This window comes from Microbacterium sp. LMX7-1.2 (genome assembly GCF_040675935.1).
Taxonomy (GTDB): domain Bacteria; phylum Actinomycetota; class Actinomycetes; order Actinomycetales; family Microbacteriaceae; genus Microbacterium.
Map to the genome: position 1 here is coordinate 1 of NZ_JBEGIL010000002.1, position 18,735 is coordinate 18,735.

General features: G+C 68.3%; 22 protein-coding genes and 1 pseudogene. 13 read left to right on the plus strand and 10 right to left on the minus strand.

Annotated features, from left to right (window positions below):
* The 4 genes and pseudogenes from MRBLMX7_RS18505 to MRBLMX7_RS18520 all read right to left on the minus strand — a co-directional run.
* Positions 1-193: pseudogene (locus MRBLMX7_RS18505) on the minus strand (hypothetical protein); the annotation flags it as partial.
* 9 nt (positions 194-202) lie between these two features.
* Complete coding sequence (locus MRBLMX7_RS18510; RefSeq protein WP_363371026.1) at positions 203-1,303, minus strand: M23 family metallopeptidase; 1,101 nt, start codon at positions 1,301-1,303, stop codon at positions 203-205.
* Entirely contained in the window at positions 1,303-1,725 is a 423-nt protein-coding gene (locus MRBLMX7_RS18515) for a hypothetical protein (RefSeq protein ID WP_363371029.1), read from the minus strand. Before MRBLMX7_RS18515 ends, MRBLMX7_RS18510 begins: the two co-directional genes overlap by 1 nt.
* 132 nt (positions 1,726-1,857) lie before the next feature.
* Positions 1,858-2,091, minus strand: coding sequence for a helix-turn-helix domain-containing protein (locus MRBLMX7_RS18520; protein WP_363371032.1), 234 nt, complete (start codon positions 2,089-2,091; stop codon positions 1,858-1,860).
* Positions 2,092-2,374: 283 nt separating this feature from the next.
* Here MRBLMX7_RS18520 and MRBLMX7_RS18525 point away from each other — a divergent pair, with 283 nt between their 5' ends.
* Genes MRBLMX7_RS18525 through MRBLMX7_RS18560 form a run of 8 tightly spaced genes read left to right on the plus strand, consistent with a single transcriptional unit; the run spans position 2,375 to position 10,859 of the window.
* Entirely contained in the window at positions 2,375-2,860 is a 486-nt protein-coding gene (locus MRBLMX7_RS18525) for a DUF6668 family protein (protein WP_363371035.1), read from the plus strand.
* A 5-nt stretch (positions 2,861-2,865) separates the two neighbouring features.
* Positions 2,866-3,159, plus strand: a complete 294-nt coding sequence (locus MRBLMX7_RS18530) for a hypothetical protein (protein WP_046746563.1) — start codon at positions 2,866-2,868, stop codon at positions 3,157-3,159.
* Between the two features lie 3 nt (positions 3,160-3,162).
* Entirely contained in the window at positions 3,163-3,912 is a 750-nt protein-coding gene (locus MRBLMX7_RS18535; RefSeq protein ID WP_363371038.1) for a hypothetical protein, read from the plus strand.
* Between the two features lie 48 nt (positions 3,913-3,960).
* A complete protein-coding gene (locus MRBLMX7_RS18540; protein WP_363371040.1) occupies positions 3,961-5,544 on the plus strand; it encodes a hypothetical protein in 1,584 nt (527 codons plus the stop codon).
* A complete protein-coding gene (locus tag MRBLMX7_RS18545; protein ID WP_363371042.1) occupies positions 5,531-7,042 on the plus strand; it encodes an SCO6880 family protein in 1,512 nt (503 codons plus the stop codon). The genes MRBLMX7_RS18540 and MRBLMX7_RS18545 overlap by 14 nt, the downstream gene beginning before the upstream one ends.
* Positions 7,043-7,051: 9 nt before the next feature.
* A complete protein-coding gene (locus tag MRBLMX7_RS18550) occupies positions 7,052-8,611 on the plus strand; it encodes an ATP/GTP-binding protein (protein ID WP_363371045.1) in 1,560 nt (519 codons plus the stop codon).
* Positions 8,608-10,395, plus strand: a complete 1,788-nt coding sequence (locus tag MRBLMX7_RS18555; RefSeq protein ID WP_363371047.1) for a type IV secretory system conjugative DNA transfer family protein — start codon at positions 8,608-8,610, stop codon at positions 10,393-10,395. The genes MRBLMX7_RS18550 and MRBLMX7_RS18555 overlap by 4 nt, the downstream gene beginning before the upstream one ends.
* A complete protein-coding gene (locus MRBLMX7_RS18560) occupies positions 10,392-10,859 on the plus strand; it encodes a DUF4913 domain-containing protein (RefSeq protein WP_363371049.1) in 468 nt (155 codons plus the stop codon). Before MRBLMX7_RS18555 ends, MRBLMX7_RS18560 begins: the two co-directional genes overlap by 4 nt.
* A 49-nt stretch (positions 10,860-10,908) precedes the next feature.
* Here the strand turns inward: MRBLMX7_RS18560 and MRBLMX7_RS18565 are convergent, their stop codons facing one another.
* Genes MRBLMX7_RS18565 through MRBLMX7_RS18575 form a run of 3 tightly spaced genes read right to left on the minus strand, consistent with a single transcriptional unit; the run spans position 10,909 to position 13,865 of the window.
* Positions 10,909-11,712: a hypothetical protein gene (locus MRBLMX7_RS18565; protein WP_363371051.1), complete on the minus strand. Its 804-nt coding sequence runs from the start codon at positions 11,710-11,712 to the stop codon at positions 10,909-10,911.
* A gap of 51 nt (positions 11,713-11,763) precedes the next feature.
* Positions 11,764-13,455, minus strand: coding sequence for a relaxase/mobilization nuclease domain-containing protein (locus MRBLMX7_RS18570; RefSeq protein ID WP_363371053.1), 1,692 nt, complete (start codon positions 13,453-13,455; stop codon positions 11,764-11,766).
* A complete protein-coding gene (locus tag MRBLMX7_RS18575) occupies positions 13,452-13,865 on the minus strand; it encodes a plasmid mobilization protein (RefSeq protein WP_414685159.1) in 414 nt (137 codons plus the stop codon). Before MRBLMX7_RS18575 ends, MRBLMX7_RS18570 begins: the two co-directional genes overlap by 4 nt.
* A gap of 253 nt (positions 13,866-14,118) precedes the next feature.
* Here MRBLMX7_RS18575 and MRBLMX7_RS18580 point away from each other — a divergent pair, with 253 nt between their 5' ends.
* Positions 14,119-14,493, plus strand: coding sequence for a hypothetical protein (locus MRBLMX7_RS18580; protein WP_363371058.1), 375 nt, complete (start codon positions 14,119-14,121; stop codon positions 14,491-14,493).
* A gap of 251 nt (positions 14,494-14,744) precedes the next feature.
* The gene (locus MRBLMX7_RS18585) at positions 14,745-14,951 is read left to right on the plus strand and encodes a hypothetical protein (protein WP_363371061.1); all 207 of its coding nucleotides are present in this window, start codon (positions 14,745-14,747) and stop codon (positions 14,949-14,951) included.
* 4 nt (positions 14,952-14,955) lie between these two features.
* Here MRBLMX7_RS18585 and MRBLMX7_RS18590 read toward each other — a convergent pair whose 3' ends face one another.
* The 3 genes from MRBLMX7_RS18590 to MRBLMX7_RS18600 are packed head-to-tail and all read right to left on the minus strand — an operon-like array spanning position 14,956 to position 17,348.
* Positions 14,956-15,945, minus strand: coding sequence for a zeta toxin family protein (locus MRBLMX7_RS18590; protein ID WP_363371064.1), 990 nt, complete (start codon positions 15,943-15,945; stop codon positions 14,956-14,958).
* A gap of 30 nt (positions 15,946-15,975) precedes the next feature.
* The gene (locus MRBLMX7_RS18595) at positions 15,976-16,743 is read right to left on the minus strand and encodes a hypothetical protein (RefSeq protein WP_363371067.1); all 768 of its coding nucleotides are present in this window, start codon (positions 16,741-16,743) and stop codon (positions 15,976-15,978) included.
* Positions 16,744-16,790: 47 nt separating this feature from the next.
* Positions 16,791-17,348: a recombinase family protein gene (locus tag MRBLMX7_RS18600; protein ID WP_363371069.1), complete on the minus strand. Its 558-nt coding sequence runs from the start codon at positions 17,346-17,348 to the stop codon at positions 16,791-16,793.
* Between the two features lie 182 nt (positions 17,349-17,530).
* Here MRBLMX7_RS18600 and MRBLMX7_RS18605 point away from each other — a divergent pair, with 182 nt between their 5' ends.
* From MRBLMX7_RS18605 to MRBLMX7_RS18615, 3 genes are read left to right on the plus strand one after another with little or no spacing between them, the layout of a single operon-like run.
* Positions 17,531-18,058: a TetR/AcrR family transcriptional regulator gene (locus MRBLMX7_RS18605; RefSeq protein ID WP_363371071.1), complete on the plus strand. Its 528-nt coding sequence runs from the start codon at positions 17,531-17,533 to the stop codon at positions 18,056-18,058.
* Complete coding sequence (locus tag MRBLMX7_RS18610; protein ID WP_363371072.1) at positions 18,055-18,414, plus strand: DMT family transporter; 360 nt, start codon at positions 18,055-18,057, stop codon at positions 18,412-18,414. The genes MRBLMX7_RS18605 and MRBLMX7_RS18610 overlap by 4 nt, the downstream gene beginning before the upstream one ends.
* The gene (locus tag MRBLMX7_RS18615) at positions 18,414-18,731 is read left to right on the plus strand and encodes a DMT family transporter (protein WP_363371103.1); all 318 of its coding nucleotides are present in this window, start codon (positions 18,414-18,416) and stop codon (positions 18,729-18,731) included. The genes MRBLMX7_RS18610 and MRBLMX7_RS18615 overlap by 1 nt, the downstream gene beginning before the upstream one ends.
* Positions 18,732-18,735: the final 4 nt, after the last annotated feature.

Genomic DNA, 18,735 nt, shown 5'->3' on the forward strand with positions numbered 1-18,735 from the left:
CGCCTGTCGTCACCTTCACGGGTCGCCCGAGCGCGCGGGCCTGGTCCGCCGCGAGCTGCATGAGCTGGGCGCGGGTCTGGTGCACGTCGGGGGTGGTCACATCGTGTCGGCGTCCCTGCACGATGAGCGCACCGGTTCCGTCCTCATGGGTGAGGGCTTCGATGCGGGGGAAGTTTGCTGCTTCGCTAGTCATCTGTGTCTCCTATCCGAGTGTGATGCCGACAGCGGCCATGAACGGCTCGGGGTCGACGGCTTCGCCGTTGATGTGGACCTCGTAGTGCAGGTGGCAGGCGGATGAGGTTCCGCTGCTGCCGACTTTGGCAATCTGCTGGCCGCCGACGACTTTGTCTCCGTCTTTGACGAGGATTCCGTCTGCGTACATATGGAGGTAGACGGTTTCGACCCCGCCTCCGTGGTCGATGACAATGGTGCCGTTACCTCCGTATCCGACGCCGAAACCGGTAGCGACTACGGTGCCGGTCTGCGCGGCCCAAATGGGCGCGTCGCATCCGGGGGCGAGGTCCGTTCCACGGTGGAAGGAGCTGCTGGGGCCGTTGGGCGTCATAACGGGTTCGCGGGGGCCGAAGTTGCTGCTGATCGGTCCGGCAGCGGGGGCGGCCCAGCCGTCTTTATTGACGGTTCCGGGCACGAGGCTTTCACCGTTGCACACCTGGTCGCCGGTGCCCTCTGTGAGGCCGGTGTCGACGCCGGCGAGGGCCTCGACGATCTGAACGGCGGTGTCCCAGTACTTCTCGTAGTGGTACGGGTCGGCGTTCACCTGCGTGCGGTGAGCGACGAGAGTGGGCGCGAGTGCCTGTCGCTCGGGGTCAGGGACCTTCTTGACCATGGCGTCGAAGAACTTTGTCGACGTGATGTACGGGTCCATGCGCTCGGCCGGGGTGCCCCAGCCGTCTTGCTGCTGGAATAGGCCGATCGAGGTCGTGGGGCTGCCGTCCGGGTTGCGGACGCCGTTCGTCTCCCAGTCGCCGTAGTCGATGTTGACGAGCGAGGATTCACCCATCGCGGTCATGACGCCGATGGTCTGATCCCGCACGCCTAGGCCTTTGTCTGCGCCGGCCTTGATGATGTGAGCCGCGTTCACGAGCTGATCGTGCCCGTACCCACCGACGTCGATGTTCGGCACGGTATCGGGGTCGATGCTCACACTGGTTCCTGGCCCGCTCTCGGGGTTGCACGCGAGCGCAGCCGTGGCGAAGAGGGGGATGGAGAGGATGCCACCGAGCAGGAGCGCCGGCACGAGGATCGCGACGACGGGTCCGAGCTTCTTGTTGTTGTCGCTCATCAGCGCACGCCCTCGGGCGGGGTGAATCGGGCGACGAGCCACGGACTCGCGCCGTCGAGGCGCGTGAGGATGAGCGTGTACGGGCCGACGTCGGTCGGCACGTCGATGTGCACGACCATGGCGCTGGTGTCATCGGTGATCGTGCCGCTGCCGGTGACGCGGCTGGCGGGTACGACGGATGCCTGCACGTATGCGTAGTCGGTGCGGGCTTGGGGTGTCAGGAGCGGGGAAAGCTCCTTCCACCAGGTGTCCTGGTCGAGCGCGGGGCGGGCGAACGCGGTCATAGCCGCGTCCGCCGCCTCGATCGCTGCGGTTCGGTCTGTGTCGCTCCAGGTGGCGACGGGGACCGGGGCGATGGTCTGCCCTGTGTCCTCGTCGATGTATCCGGGCGGCACGGTCGGGAGGCCGGAAGGGTTCGGCATGCTGGGTGTGACCGACGGAGAAGAAGATTCTGTCGGGTATGTGTTCGGGTAATCGCTGGCGTTCGTGCATCCAACGGCCGTCAGCGCTACTAGCGCTACGGCCGTGATCGCCGGCCACACTCGTTGCATGAATCAGTCCTCCGTTGTCTGCTGCTCCCGGCTCGACCCTCGCCGCATCTGTTCTTTCAGCTCATCGCGAATGATGATCCACCCGCCTGCGACCTCGTAGCCGGGGATCTTCCCGGCTTTGAGCATGCTGTAGACACCTTGCGGAGTCTTGCGCACGAGGGTGGATACCTCCTTGACCGTCAGCGTCTCCGGGAGATTCGCGAAGAGGGCATCGAGCGCGTCATGGGGGCCGCCCATCACACGGTGCTCTCTTGTTCGCATGCCACCAGACTATAACAGATCGTACTAAACATGGGTAGACAGTTCGGTGTTGGGGGTACACACCTAAACATATTCATCTTGCTCCAATCGTGCTAGATGGGTTAGTGTGGGGGGGAGACCACAATTCATTATCGGGGGGGTCATAACGATGAGCGAAGGGAATCCCTGGGTCAGTCGCCCAGCTGTGGAGCCGACGCCGGTTGAGCCGCTGATCGAGCGGTCAGCGATTCCGACTGGTCCGACTGCGCCGCAGCTCGGCGTGCCCGCGCCCGAAGCCGCCGACCGCCTGCCGTTCCGAAACGTCGGGCATTGGTCGCCTCTGTGGATCGTCGGTGCACACGGCGGCGCGGGGGAGTCCACACTGGCCGCGCTGATCCCGGGCGCGACCGTGACGGATCACCACTGGCCGCAGCAGGCCGGTGGGGTCGTCCGCGCTGTTGTGGTCGCTCGGTCGAATCTGAGGGGCCTGGCGGCCGCTCAGGTGGCCGCGCAGCAGTGGGCGTCGCGCCTGGTCCCCGGCGTCGACCTGCTCGGCCTCGTCATCATGGCCGATGCCCCTGGCAGACTTCCCCGCCCGTTGCGCGACCGCTTGCAGGTCGTCGCGGGCGGGTACGCGCGCACCTGGACGGTGCCGTGGATCGATACGTGGCGAACGAGCGAAGTCGACTCGGCCGCCGCCCCGCGTGAGGTCCGTCGCGTCGTCGACGAGCTGACCGCACTCGCGAACACCCAACAGAAAGGATGAGGCCAATGCCTCTGATTGACACCCTGCTCACGGCAGCGGCACTGCTTCCGGCCCAGATTCCGGACCCGGGCCCCGTGCAGCCTCCGGGCACTGGCGGCTTCACGACCGTTATCTCCTGGGTCAAGTGGATCGGCTTCGCCCTCGCGGGCGTCGCGATCGTCATTGTCGCGATCCGCATGTTCTTCAATAGCCGCCGCGGTGAGGGCGGCGAGCACGCCGGGGCGCTCGGCTGGATTCTCGGTGGCGTCATCCTGATCGGTGGCGGCGCCGGTATCGTCTCGGCGCTGATGGGCGGTTAACCCATGTCCCTCGACGACGAGACGACTCAGCAGAGTCCGTTCCGCCGCCCCGGCTGGATCGCCGCGGCGGTGGTGGTGGGCCTGCTCATCGTTGCCGCCGTGGTGGTCTGGATCGTCAGCTCGGTTTCGTCCTCGGATGACCCCGAGCCGGCTCCGCAGCCGTCCGAGTCGTCGACGTCCGCCCCGGCCCCCTCTGAGGGGGCTGCGGGCGGTTCGTCTATCTGCGGGCTCGACCTGGTGGAGATGAGCGGCACGCTCGACACGGCCCCTGCGACGACCTGGGACTACGCGGGCACCACACCGTTCCCCGTGTCCGATGAGTTCGGCCCTGCCGACACGACGGACGCTGGTATCAAGATGTGCTTCGCTCGGACGCCCGAGGGTGCCGCTCTCGCGGCCTCTGTCGGGGTGGGCTACCTGCTGAACGCCGACACGGTGCAGCCGTGGCGTGAGTACGCGCTGGCTGCCGGACCGATCCGCGACCAGCTCCTGAACACGCCGTCGACCTCCGAGTCGTCGCCCGAGATTCGCAACGAGGTCACGGCGTTCCGCCTCCTGAGCTACGACGGCGACTCCGCTCGAGTAGACGTCGGCGTCACGGTGACGGGCAACGGAAAGACCGGCTACCTGTCGGCTGTCATCCCCCTCATCTGGGAGGACGGCGACTGGAAGGTGAACTACTCGGAGAGCGACCTGACAGCACGGCCCGCGCAGCTCCCGAATCTCGCCGGCTACATCTACTGGGAGGGATGAGGACACATGTGCTCGATTGTTGACTGGGTTGGCTGCGGCGAAGACATCGTGAACTCCGTCGTTGGCGGCGCGATCGAAGACATGGCGAACGCCGTCATCGAGGGCGTCGGCAAGGTCATCGCGTCGTTCGGGACGATGTGGGTCAACATCGGCACACCGGTCCTCACGGGCGGCGACGGCGGCTCCGCGGCAGGTGCGGACGCCGGTTTCTCTGCCCCGGTCCTCCAGGTGCTCGGCTACATCACCTGGATCGGCTACGCGGTCGCGATCATCGCGATAATCGCGCTGGCCTCGATCACGACCGTGAAGGTTCGCCGCGGTGAGGGGCTGCTGGCCGTAGGACGGCTCGGCATCATCCTCGCCGCGGTGATCCTGATTGGCGGCGCATCCGGCCTCGTCGCGGGGCTGCTCCCGAGCGGTCCTGTCGGGGCCGGCGGCGCGGTTGCATTCCTCCAGGGCTCGCTCTGGTGGATCATGCTCGCGGTCGCGGTCGGCGCGACGATCGTCGGTGCGATCCGCATGGCGGTGACGATGCGGGCGGAACCCGGTAAGGACGTGTTCTTCGGGCTTCTGCGGCTCATCGTCGTCGCCGGGGCCGGCGTCGGCATCGTCGCCCTGCTGGTGACGGCGGCCGATGCGTTCTCGGTGTGGATCATCGACCGCTCGACCGACTGCAACCTGGCCAGCGGCGACAGCACGTGCTTCGGCCGCAACATCAGCAACCTGCTGGTGCTGACCACGACCGGCACGGCGGGCGCACCTGGTTTGGGCGCGCTGCTCGTCATCATCCTCGGCGTCATCGCGATCATCGTCGCGGTGGTGCAGATCATCCTCATGCTTGCCCGTGGCGGCATGCTCGTGGTCCTCACGGGCATCCTCCCGCTGTCGGCCGCGGCCGCGATGAGCGGTGAGTCGGGCAAGGGATGGTTCAACAAGAACGTGGCCTGGCTAGTCGCGTTCATCCTCTACAAGCCCGCGGCGGCGATCATCTACGCGGCCGCGTTCCAGCTCGCCGGAACCGACGTTTTCAAGGACGACGGCACGGGCCTTATCTCGGTCATCACGGGCCTCATGATGATGCTGCTCGCGCTTGTCGCGCTGCCGGCGCTCATGCGGTTCGTGACGCCGATGGTCGGGGCTATGGCAGGCGGCGCTGGAGGCGGCATGCTCGCCGCGGCCGGGGTAGCTGCCGTCCCCAGTGGCGCAGCGCAGATCGGCCGTCTCGGCGGCGGTGCGGGCGGAGGCTCGACCGCTTCCCCGTCGACGGCTGGCGCGACCGGCTCGACAGGCACGGCCGGGTCCGCTGGCTCGGCCGGTTCGCAGGGCCAGGCCGGGGCTGCTGCTGCCGGTCGGGGTGCCGCTGCCGGTGGTGGAGCTGCGGGCGGTGGAGCTGCCGCTGGTGGCGGAGCCGCCGCCGCTGGTGGTGGTGGAGCCGCCGCTGCGGGTGGTGGAGCCGCCGCTGCGGGTGGTGGTGCTGCCGCTGGCGCATCTGCCGGCGCGGCCGCAGGCCCGTGGGGAGCCGCTGCGGGCGCAGCGGTCGGTGCGGCCAAACAGGTAGGCGATGCAGCGAAGGGCGCTGCACAGAAGCTAGGCGATCAGGCGACAGGAGAGGGTCCAAGTGGCAACCGTTGAGACGTCGAGCCGACAGGCTCGCACATATGGAAACTGGCGTCGACCGACGTCGGCCGGACTTCTCGGGCTCGGCGCGGTAGGGACGGGTCTGCTGCTCGTCGGCATGCTCGTCGTCGTCCTCGTACTGATGACGCGCGGCATGCTGGATGCGGCGATCACCGCCGTGGTGATCCTGCTGCTGCTCGTCCTGCTGATGGTGCGTGACTCCCACGGGAAGAACGCGCTGTCGCGGATCTCCAACCGGGCCGGGTGGTGGGTCACCCGGTCACGCGGCACAAACGTGTACCGCTCCGGCCCCACGGGCCGCACGCCCTGGGGAACCAACCAACTCCCCGGCCTCGCATCGACGATCCGTCTCAGCGAGCACCGCGACTCCTACAATCGGCCGTTCGCGTTGCTGTTCCACCCGTCGACGGCGAACTACAGCGTCGTCATCGGCACGGAGCCTGCCGGGGCATCGCTCGTCGACGGCGAGCAGATTGACGTGTGGGTGGCCGACTGGGGCCACTGGCTGGCGAACCTGGCCGATGAGGCCGGCGTCGAGTCGGCCACGGTGACGATCGAGACGGCTCCCGACTCCGGCACCCGCCTGCGCCGCGAGGTCGAGACGAACCTCGACGAGAACGCACCCGCGTTCGCTCGAGAAATGCTCATCGAGGCGGTCGACCGCTACCCCGCCGGCTCCAGCATCGTCCGCGCGTATGTGACGATCACTTTCAACGCGGCCGCCCGACAGGGCGGTAAGCGCCGGAAGCCGGACGACATGGCGCGCGAGCTGGCATCGCGCCTGCCGGGTCTGACTCAGACCCTCCAGGCGACGGGGGCGGGTGCTGCGCACCCCCTGACGGCGCAGCAGCTCTGCGAGGTTATCCGTATCGCATACGACCCGGCAGCCTCCGTGCTCATCGACGAGGCGCACGCGGCTGGCCAGCCGCCCGAGCTGGACTGGAACGACGTCGGCCCGTCCGCCGCTCAGGCGAATTGGGCGAGCTACCGTCACGACTCCGGGCACTCGATCACCTGGTCGATGACCGGAGCGCCGCGCGGCAACGTCCAGTCGGGCGTCCTCGGCCGCCTCCTGGCACCGCACCGCGACATTGCGCGCAAGCGCATCACTCTGCTGTACCGGCCTATCTCCCCGGCTCGCGCCGCGGCGATGGTCGAGGCCGACCTCCGCGCCGCGGAGTTCCGCGCCACGGCCGACAGCAAAGCGAAGGCGCGCGACGTCATGTCGATGCGCGCGGCCGCGGCGACAGCGGCAGAAGAGGCCAGCGGTGCGGGCCTCGTGAACTTCGGCATGCTCGTCACCGCCACGGTGCGCACGCCCGCTGAGGAAGCGGATGCCGTCGCCGCGATCGACAACCTAGGCGCGACCGCGCGGCTGCGTCTGCGGCCCGTCTACGGCTCGCAGGACAGCGCATTTGCCGCCGCCCTCCCGCTGGGGCTCGTCCTGTCCAAGCACATCAAGATTCCCGCCGAGCTGCGGAACAACCTGTAGGAGGTCGCTATGGCTACCACCAAGAAGCGCCGCGCGTCGAAGGTCGACGCCCCCAAGAAGGCACCGGCCGTTCGCCCCGAGCGCCCGGGCCTGCGCGGGTGGCTCGGCCGGGGCCGCGGTGAGTCGTTCTACGTGCAGCAGCCCGACGAGTGGCGCGGCACAACGGTCCAGGTCTGCGGCCTGTGGCCGTTCGCGATCGGCACCGGGACGCCGATGGTCGGCGTCCCGCTCGGCCGACACATCTACACGGGCGCGACCGTGTGCTGCGACCCGATCAGCTGGTTCCAGCGCGCGAAGCTCATCAGCAACCCGTCCGTGTTCGTGCTCGGCAAGCCGGGTCTTGGCAAGTCGACGATCATCCGCCGCATGGCCACGGGCCTCGCCGGCTACGGCGTGATGCCCCTCGTGCTGGGCGACTTGAAGCCGGATTACGTCGATCTCATCAATGCGATGGGCGGGCAGATCATCACCCTCGGCCGCGGCCGCGGGTATCTGAACGTTCTCGATCCTGGCGAGGCGGTCGAGGCGGCCGCACGGCTGCGCGAAGAGGGCTTCGAGAAGGAAGCAGCTCAGGTCATGGCCGACGCCCACGGGCGTCGGCACACGATCGTCTCCGCCCTCCTGACGATCATCAGGCAGCAGCCGCCGACCGACCGCGAAGAGACGATCCTGGACCGAGCGCTGAAGTGGCTCGATGAGCACCACGACGGCGTGCCCGTGTTGGGTGACCTCCTGCGAGTCATCCAGGACGGCCCGAAGGAGGTCCGAGAGGTCGCGCTGGATCGCGGCATCGACGAGAAGTACAAGGCGATCACCGAACACCTGGAGGCGTCGCTGATCGGCCTCGTCGGCGGCGGCCGCCTCGGGGAGACGTTCGCTCGCCCTACGACGAACCCGATGCGGCGCGACCGCCCCGTGGTCTACGACGTCAGCGCGATCGACGACTCCGACATGGACCTCCAGGCCGCGACCCTGCTCGCCTGCTGGAGCGCCGGCTTCGGAACCGTCAACGTCGCGAACGCGCTGGCGGATGCGGGTCTGGAGCCGCGCCGCCACTACTTCGTCATCCTCGACGAGCTGTGGCGGGCGCTGCGCGCCGGCCGCGGCATGGTCGATCGCGTCGACGCACTGACGCGCCTGAACCGTCAGCGCGGCGTCGGCATGGCGATGATCTCGCACACGATGAGCGACCTGCTCGCGCTCCCCAGCGAGGACGACCGGATGAAGGCCAAGGGCTTCGTCGAGCGCTCCGGCATGGTCATCTGCGGCGGCCTGCCGTCCGCAGAAATGCCGCAGCTCACAAGCGCGGTGCCGTTCTCGAACGCCGAGCAAGAACTGCTCATCGGCTGGCAGGACCCGCCTGAGTGGGACCCCGCGACCGGACGCGAGGCCGAGCCTCCCGGCCGCGGCAAGTTCCTCGTGAAGGTCGGCGGACGCCCGGGCATCCCGGTCAACGTCGAGCTGACGTCCGTGGAGCTCCAGGTGAGCGACACGAACAAGCTCTGGCACGACCAGTCGCGCGTCGGCCGCCGCAGCCGCCGCGCACACGCTGAGGAGGCCGTCGCATGAACCAGCCCAACAACCGCCGCCGCGATCCCGCGGGCATGTCCGGTCAGAGCCTCGCCGTCCTCGTCATCGCGGGCGGCGCGGCCGTTCTGGGCGTGGGAGCGTGGACGTCGGTCACTCTCGCCCACCAGTGGGCGGGCACCGCCGACACGCTTCCCTCGGACCCGTTCAAGGTCGTCATCGACCTGTTCCGGGGGCGCATCGACTGGCTGCCGGCGTCGACGTGGATCGCGGTCGGATTCGCCGTCGCTGCGCTGCTCCTGGTCGCGTTGTACCTGTGGCTGCGTCACGGCGGGCAGAAGAACCGCACGCGCGTTGACTCTGCCTCCCGGTACATGGGTATCGGTCGGGACGTGGAGGCGCTGAGCGAAAAGTCGGCCCGTGCGACCGCGCAGCGCCTCGGTGTCGCTGACAGTGCCGGTGTCCCCATCGGCACGCACCTGTTCAGCGGCAAGCCGCTGTTCGCGTCCTGGGAGGACATGCACATCGACATTTGGGGGCCGCGCACCGGTAAGACGACCTCGCGGGCCGTGCCGGCGATCCTCGACGCACCTGGGGCCGCTCTCGTCACGTCGAACAAGCGCGACGTCGTGGACGCGACTCGCGACGTGCGCGCCGAGCGGGGCCCGGTGTGGGTGTTCGATCCGCAGGGCATCGCTCTGGAGGAACCGACCTGGTACTGGAACCCGCTCAGCTACGTCACCGACGAGGTGCGAGCTGCCAAGCTCGCGGAGCACTTCGCTGCGGGTAGCCGTGAGCCGGGGGCTAAGACGGATGCCTACTTCGACCCGGCTGGCCAGGACCTCCTGGCCGGTCTGCTTCTCGCCGCAGCTCTCGACGGCCGACCGATCACGGATGTGTACCGGTGGCTCACCCGTCCGAGCGAGGAAGAACCGGTGCGCATCCTGGAATCCCACGGCTTCGACCTGACCGCCGACCAGGTGGCCGGCGTCGTTAACGCCCCGGACAAGCAGCGCGGCGGCATCTACGGCACCGCGCAGCAAATGGCGGCGTGCCTGACCAACCGCACGATCGTCCGGTGGATCGTCCCCGAGCCTGGCGACCTGCGGCCGACGTTCGACCCGGCCGCGTTCGTGCGCGCGGGCGGCACGCTCTACAGCCTCTCCAAGGAGGGTCGCGGCACCGCCGGCCCGCTCGTCACGGCACTCACGGTCGCCGTGGTCGAGGCCGCCGAAGAACTCGCCGTGCACTCGCCTGGCGGACGCCTCGCGACGCCGCTCCTGGGCGTTCTCGACGAGGCAGCGAACGTGTGCCGGTGGCGCACTCTCCCGGACCTCTACAGCCACTACGGCAGCCGGGGAATCGTCCTCATGACCATCCTGCAGTCGTGGTCGCAGGGCGTCGACGTGTGGGGCGAGTCCGGCATGCGCAAGCTGTGGTCGGCCTCGAACGTCAAGTGCTACGGCGGCGGCGTCTCGGAGACGGCATTCCTGGAGGATCTGTCACGGCTCATCGGTGAGCACGATCGCGTGCGCACTTCGGTGTCATCGGGCACCGGGCATCGCTCGGTGTCTCAGCAAGTGCAGCGTGAGCGCACTCTGGACGTCTCGGAGCTCGGCGCGATGCCGAAGGGTCGCGCCGTGGTGATCGCGTCGGGTTCTCGGCCGACACTGATCCGCACGAAGCCCTGGATGACGGGGCCGTTCGCGGAGAAGGTGCGCGCCTCGATCAAAGCGCACGATCCGCAAGGCTCGCGCACGATCGCGGAGGCGGAGACCGAAGTCGCCACGGTGGAACGTCAGCTCGAGCAGGAGGGCGCAGCATGAGCGGTCTGGGCGAGTGGGACGACGAGGAAGAAACGACCTGGCCGGCCCCTGACGGCGGTTCTGACGCGACGGCCGGCATCGCCGGCACCGAGACACCCGATCCCGGCCCGCAGCTCGTCTACGGCAACGTCAGCGAGTTCGTCGACCAGTTCCTCCGGCACGCCTACCGGCGTAAGACGAGCGGCCGGCTGGCGCCGTGGTGGTCGGGCGAGTGGTGGAAGCACGACGAGGCCGTGATGCGCCTCGAAGCGCTCTGGCGGGCGTGGGAGCACCTGCGCCTCGATCCGGCGACGGGCATGTCCGTGTGGTGGCGGGATCACGCCGACCACCACATGCGGGTGCTCATGGCGGACGACGGCCCTTTCCACGGATCGCCCGATGCGATCGACTACGGAAAGCCGTTGACGCACGTCGAGCCGCCCGAAGGGCTGTTCGTCGACGAGCGAGTCACACCGACCTCCTGAGACAACGAGAGAGGGCCGCACCCACCGGGTGCGGCCCTCTCTCGTGCGTTCAGCGGCCGAGCTGCTGTGTCCTTCCCGCGCTGGCTCCGATGCGCGTCTTGCGCGCCTTCGCCGCCTTGCCGGCGATCACCGCCTCGGACGCCGGCCGGCCCTGGCTGACGTCCGCGCGCATGCGCGTCGCGACCGTCTCCTGGTCGATCTGCTTGCCCTCCAGCTCGGCGGCGCGCGCAGCTCGTCGACCGGCGCTGTCGTAGTCCTGTGCGGACTCCGATCGCGCGTCGGTGGAGGCGTCGCGCAGCTCGCCGGCCTGAGCCGCTGCGGCGTCGCGGTCGGCAGGGTCCGGCTCGTGCTGCGCGGCCGCCTCAGCCTGTGCCGCCTGTGCGTCGAGCCGGTCGGCCTCGCTGAGGGTCACCGCGGCGTCAGCGCGGTCCTCCTGCTCCTTGCGACGCTCTTCCTGGGCGAGCCTTTCGAGACGCTCGGCCTCCAGCCGTGCCACCCACTCCTGCACCTTCGCCGGGTCGCCGCCGAGCGCGTCGGTGACGATGCCGTAGCGCTCGTGCAGCTCGACCTTCATCCGGTCCTCGGCGGCGCGCGCTTCCGGCTCGAACTCACGCCACGCGCGCGCCGTGGCGAACGTCTGGCCGATCCGCTGAGGGTCGTTCTGGTTCCAGAACTCCGCCCCGTGAACCTGCCGGACCTCGGCCACCGCCGCGGCGCGTTCGGCCTCGAACCGGTCGCGCAAGTCGCGGGCCTCCGTAGCCGTCGGGACCTCCAGCTCACGGGCGCGCTGTGCGATCGCCTGGCTGAGCTGTTCACCGAGCCGAGCGCCGGCCGTGACGGCAACGCGGGCCATGCCTTCCAGGCTTTCTTCGATTCCGTCTGTATCCACCATTTCCGTACCCTCCTATCGCTCGGGGCCGCGCTCCGGCTGCTTGACGCTCGGGCTCACGCGCGGGCGGTCGGGCAGCTCGGTAGGCAGCGGCGAACCGATCTTGTTGACGTCTGTGCGGCCGGCGCTGATGCGCTGCTTCATCGCCTCCAGCTCCGGGTCGACCGTGGCCACCTTTGCCGGTGCCGGCGCGGTCGTCGCGTAATCCTCCAGGCGAGCGTGCACCGTGCGCAGGTGGTCGCGCTCAGCGTCCCGAATGGCCTGTGCCTGGCGCAGCTCCCCGCTCGCCCGTGCAGCGTCGTAGACCGCCTTCGCGAGGTTCGCCAGCTGACGGATCATGATGACCTGTGCAGCGAGCCCCTGCCCGCCCCGCGCGCCCGATGCCAGGAGCATCGCCGTGCCGGCGAGCGACCCCATGCTGGTCGGCTTGGGCTTGATCGGCGTGCGCCAGGTCTGCGCCGACCGGGACAGAATGTCGGAGGCGCGCGCCAGGTCGCCAGGCTCGTCCTCGACCGCGTTAGACCACGCCGCGAAAGCTCCCGCCGTGTGACGAGCGACGCGCGCCCACGTCTCGCGATCGTCGACCGGAACGCTGCGCAGACGGTCGCGCAACTCGCCCAGCTCGGCGTTCATCTGCTCGAACATCTGCGGGTCGACCTCGGCAGCCTCACGCCCGGGCTGCACGACTCGGCGGCCGCGGTAAGCGGCGTTCCACTCGGCCGCGGCGTCCGTCGCGCCGGTCGGGGTATCAGGCCATTCGGCGCGCAGCCTCGGCAGCGTGAGGTCGCGCCCAAGGTGCCCGCCGCCGTACCAGATCGGCCGCTCGCCGGCCTCGGGTCGACGGGCCACGCTGTAGCCGGTGATGACGTCCTGGGTGCCCTCCGCAAACCGGGGCCGGACGATGAGGCCTGACCGCCGCATGCGGCGAACGAACTCGCCTTCACTCTCCGCTGCGGTGGCACACCCGCGCACTGTACGCGCGAGTGCGTACCGGGGCTGGTCGACGCTCTTCTCCGCCGCGATACGGGCCTGCCGATCGATGGGAGTCAGCTGCTCCCACGACGGCATCGGCTTGTCGCTCTCACGGCGAGTCCGGTCGTACTTCCACTCGGCGCGCGAGCGTGCCTGTGCCTCCTGCTCGGCGGGGTCGTAGCCGCGCGTCGAGCGTTCGGCCGATGCGGACTCCAGCTCTTCCAGGCCGTACTTCTGCTCCAGTGCACGCGCGGCCTTCTGTGCACGGTGGAAGTCGTTGTGAACGCTCGCCTTCGTGCCGTCCTCACGCACGAGGTTGACCACGATGTGAATGTGGTCGTTGCCGTTCTGGCTCACGCCGTGACGGACCGCCGCCCACCGAGTCGGGGCCTTCGTACCCTCGGCGTCGTCGAAGTCCATCAGCGTCACGAAGTCGTGCGCGATCGCGTTCCACTGATCGTCCGTCAGCATGCCCTCTTCGGCGCGCAGCGACAGCGAGCAGTGCCAGACGTGGCCGCCCGCGACCTCCGTGCCGAACGCCTGCTTGGTGCGGTCCAGGTGGCGCGCGATCACCAGAGCGGAATCGCGTCCAAGCTCGGTGTCTGCGTGCCACGCCATGATCGCGTCATCACCCGCGACGACGTGCGGCTCCGTGTGCTCGTTGTGGCGTCCTGCGCCAGCAAGGTACGTCAGCAATCCCGACATGCGATCGCCGCGCACGACGTTCGGCATCATGCGCGGACTCCGAGCTGATCCACTACCTCGTCGATCTGCTCCGCCGTGCGACGCACCGCGGCGATGGTGTGCCGCAGCTCGTCGCGCAGCTCCACCGGCACAAGCCCCTCAGCGTTGGTCGCGCGTGCGATCTGGTTGAGGTTGTTGCCGATGCTCGCGAGCGAGCGGTGCAGCCGGAACAGGTCTGCAAGCTGCTCACGTCGTGCCGTCGCCGTCTCGCCCGTCTCGGGTGCCATCGCGCACTCGTACAGGTAGCGCGGGATCGTCACGTTCTGCGCAAGCGCACGACGGTACAGCTCGCCCTCTTCCTCGGGCGACACCCATACCTCGTGCCGCCTCGTGCGTCCCCCCGGGACATTCGCACGACGTCGCCCCTTGGGCGTGCGGCGCTCCGGCGACTCGTTCGCCATAACAACACCGCCTTTCTGATGCCCAGCGCAGCGACCCCGAACGGGGACCACACGTCAAGTGTGCCGCATCCGCGACCCCGTGTCGAGGATCAAGCCCCAGTTACCCCGGGTAACTGTATAGCTTGCTCCGTCTGGGACTCCACAGAGGCCGGCACCGACGACAGGAGGGGGTGGAAGCGGCTGCGCCGCTTCGGAGCCTCCCCGCGCTGCGCGCGCTCTGGTGTTTGACGGAACACATACATACACTGTGGAAATGGCTAAAACACTCTCCGTTGAAGAAGCAGAAGCACGCGCCAACCAGCTCCAACAGGAGCGGTTGAACGCCATTCGCGGCCTCGCGGAGGCGCGCCAGAACGTCGCAGACGTGCGCGCCGACGCGGAGCGACGCCGCGCCGAGCTGGAGCGCGAACTGGCCGCGCTCGTAAGCGATGCCGAGCGCGAGGACGTGCAGCGCTACAACGCCGCACTGTCGGCTGGATGGACCGACGTCGAGCTGCGAAAGATCGGCTTCGATGAGCCGGACAAGAAGCAGCGGACGCGCAAGCGAGCCGCACGTAAGCCGTCGTCCTCTCAGCCCGCCCCGGCATCCGTCAGCGAGTCAGAAAGTGGCGGCTCCGACCTCGGATAGCTCCCCGCATAACAGACCCCGCATCCGGCTCTCGGTGCGGGGTCTGTTGCGTTTCCCCGCGTTGCGGGGTTGCACTCCGTTCCAGGCCCGTCAAGGGCGCTGCGCGTCCCTTCGGGAGAGCCCTGGGGGCTCCCCTTGACCGCCCCTCCACTGCGTGCAAGGCGGCAAGTGTTCGCCGAAAGCAGGCAGCTCGGCGCATGCGCCGAACTGCTCACTTTCGGACGACACAAACCAAGGGAGAGGACGTCACGATGAGCACTCTGGTTGCGTTCACGACGATCACGACAACGCTGCCGACGCTGGACGATTCACGAGGCAGTCTGCTTCGCAGGGTCGCGGAGCGCGATCAGCAACTCGCGGATCACGGGCGCTACGGCTATCACCTGCTGAACACGGTGACGGTCACGGGAACGGAGTTCGTGACGGTGATCGACACGCTCTCGAAGGATGCCGATTGAGCGGCTAGGACCGCTCCGGCCCGGGCGTCGACGAGCCGCGATCGGTGGCTATCGGGCGCGCAGCTGCGGCACGCTGCTGTGTGCGTGCCAGAGCGGTGTCGACCAGTGCGGCGCTGCGTGAGCTACGGGACTTGTCGACCTCGACTGTCGCCTGCGCAGGACGCCCCTCGGCGTCTGCTGCGCGCGCCTCTTCGGCACTCGTGCGGAACACCCGATACCGGCCTACTGCGGGGCACTGCTCGGCCAGCGCTCGTGCTGCGGCCTCCGGCTTCGAACGGCCTCCAGGGCCGTCGAACACGTCGCGCGCGTATTCGCTGGGAACCCACCGGCCGCCGAGCGAGTCACCGCCGTCCAGGGCGGTCGTGTAGGCGTGCTCCCAGCGGCCGCGGATGCGCTCTTCGGACAGCTCGTAGGGCACCTCGACGTCGATCACCCGAACGTCGTATCCGGCGTCGTTGAGGCGCTGCCCGAGCGCGAGGGCGTCGGCCTCGTTGCTGAGAACGGTGTCGATCACGATGTTGTCGCCGGCGGCGATTGCGTCGGCTCGCAAGCTCTTGGCGAGGTAGGACGATTCTTCGTGCACGAGGGATGCCAGCTCCAGCGGGTAGAACCTCTCCCCCCGCGCTTCGCGGTCGCGAATGGCGTCGGGCATGAGCCACGTGTCGTAGCTCCCGTCCGCCTGCGCCTCGCGCAGAAGCGAGCGCTTGAACTCGTCCGCGTCGATCACGAGATACTTCCCCCGGTGCTCTCCGAGCACGTCGGCCAGGACGGTGCTCTTGCCGGCGCCGGGAGGTCCGGCAAGCACGATCGCGCGGTGCTGCTGCTCGACGTCGGGAGCCGCTGCGCGCGCTTCGTCGATCAGCCGTTCGTGGAGAAGGTCGCGCGCCAGCGTTGGCTCACCGCCGACCCACCACGCGGGGTTGTTCGTCGTGGCAGTGGCGGCGTTCGGCGCGAGCGCTTGGCCAGGCTTGGACAGCTCGCGCACGGTATCCATGTGGCGAGCGACTGCATCGGAAACCACGCTTTAGTCGCCGTGCCGGTCGTGCGCGCGGACCTTCCCGCTGGCCTTCGCGACCTTCACAGGCTTGCCGGTCGTCGCGCTCCGGTGAACGGTGCTGAACCTGCCCGTGCCACCCTTCCGGTCGACAGCGGTTCCACGCGGGCCCTTCACTTCGAGCTGCAAGCCGCTCTTGGTCTTGATGACCAAGCGGCCGTTCTTCTCGGTGACCTCTCCCCCGCCGATTGCCGAGGCGATTTCTCGAGCGGTGTCACGCGCGCGATCCTTCGGTGACACCTTGCGGGGTGCAGGCTCTTCCTTCTCGGTCGGTGCCGGCGCGGCCGCAATGTTGTGGCGGCGGTTGAACACTTCCTCGTAGACGTCGTTCTCGATGAGCCCACGACGTCGAGCGTCGCTGACCTCGGACCAGGTGCCGGCCGGGTCAACGATGAGGGAGTCATACCCGTCCGTGTGGCCGCCTTCGACGTAGGGGAACCGCGTGAGTTCGTCGACGAGCTGCGCGCGGTCGATGATGCCGCCCGCGTAGCGCTGACAAATCTCGTAGGGCGTCGCGCCGGAGAATCCGTCCAGCGGCATCGCGACCTTCGCGGCCGTGCGGAGCGCACTGAGCACGGACGGCTGCGCGATCCCGAGCCACTTGGAGATCTGCGTCTGGGTGTAGCCGCGCTCTTCGAGCCGGCGCAGCTCACGCCGGTAGTCCAGCTCGTCGATTTCCTTCCGGCGACGGGCGCGCATTGCCGCGCGTGCCTCGGCCGGAACCTCTGCGATCGTCATAACGATCACCTCCTATAGAACATTCTATAAAGGATGCCTTGAAAGGGCTAGGGGTTGAGCGCACGGCGAACACTCGTGGCACCGACTCCGAGCACGCGGGCGATGCTTTCCCAGCTCTGCTGCTCGGCGCGCATGCGCTCTGCCGTCGCAATCCGTTCGGGCGTCATCACGCTCGGGCGGCCGCCGACGCGGCCCTGGCTGCGGGCGTAGTCGAGGCCGCGGGTCGTGTTCTCGCGGATCGTGTCGACGCGGAGCTGCGCGAACACGGCCACGATGCCGTACAGGGCGCGGCCCATCGGTGTCGTGGTGTCGATCATCGGCTCGGTGAGGCTGACGATGTTCACCTGTCGGGCGTCGAGGTCCTGCAACGTCTCGATCAGGATGCGCTCACTGCCGGCGAGGCGGTCGAGCCGGCGCACTTTGAGGGTGTCCCCCGGCCGGAGGTAGTTGAGGCAGGCAAGCCACTGGGGGCGGTCTGCGACGCGGCTGGACTCGCCGTGGTCGACGAACACACGTTCGCAGCCGGCCGCCCGCAGCTCGGCCTCCTGCGCGTCCGGGTTCTGCTCGCGCTTGGAGACTCGGGCGTAGCCGACTTCGTGTGCCATGCCGAAAACGGTACTGCCGATGTTCCGGCGTGATTCGGTTTCGGCAGGGGGTTTCGGCGGATCGTTCCTCGGCGTGTCGTGCACCTGGTCGTCGACGTCGACGAGGCCGCCGAAAACGATCGTTTACGGCTGAGCCCGCAATCGATTTGACTTACCATACGTAGGGTAGGTATGTTTGAACTGTGCCAAACAAAATCGAACTTCTCGATCACGCAGTTGAAGTCCTTCGCCGCGGCGATGCCCTCACCCTCGATGCAGTCGCTCGCGAGGCGGGGTTGACGAAGCCCGGGGTGGTCCACCATTTCGGCACGAAAGAAGTTCTCACTGTCGCAGTCGTGAACCGCATCATCGACCGCTGGGAAGCGGATCTGCATACTCGGGCCTCGGCGGATGCCGAGCCGATCGACAAGCTGCGCGCGTACGTCGACTACGCACTCAATGGCGACTTCGACTCCAGCGATCTCGCCCTGCTCGCGGACGTGAACCTGCGCGAGCGGTTGTCTGCTCTGTGGGCGGAACGCCTCACCCCGTGGCTCGGCAGCGACATCGACACTGACCCGGCGAGCCGCGCATCACTTCGCGCCGCCCGCCTGCTGGCCGACGGTGCCTGGTTCAACGCCGCGCTCGGCATCCCCACCGTCCGCGACGACGAACGATCTGTCCTACGCGCGATCGCCCTGCAACTCGTGAATGAAGGAGACCCCCAGTGACAAGCAAAGCCAAGGGCTGGCTGTTCCTCGTCGGCGCGATCGCCGCCGAGGTCACCGGCTCGCTGTCCCTCAAAGGTGCGCTCGACGCGCCCGCCCTCTATGCGCTCGTCGCTGCCGGCTACATCGGCGCGTTCGTGTTCCTCAGCCTCGTGCTTCGCACCGGCATGGCCCTCGGCGTCGCCTACGGCATTTGGGGAGCATCCGGGGTCGCGCTCACGGCGCTTCTCTCCCTCATCATCTTTGGCGAACCGCTCACGCTCTTGATGGGCATCGGCATCGTCGTCGTCATCGCCGGAGTGCTGTGCGTCGAACTCGGCGCACAGGCCGGTCACAAGAAGAAGGCAGAGGTCGCGTGATGGTCTGGCTGTTCCTCATCGGCGCAATCGTCTTCGAGGTCGTCGGCACGCTCTCCCTGCGTATGGCCGTCGACAAGAAGCGCTGGTATGTCGGCGTGGCTGTGGGCTACGTCCTCGCGTTCGTCATGCTCAGCCTCGCCCTCGCCGGCGGCATGGCGCTCGGCGTCGCCTATGGCATCTGGGCCGCATCCGGCGTCGCACTCACCGCCATCCTCAGCAAGTTCCTCTTCAAAGAGCCCTTCACCTGGCTGATGGGCCTCGGCATCGTCCTCATCGTCGGTGGGGTTCTCTGCATTGAACTCGGAGCCGTCCACTAACCCG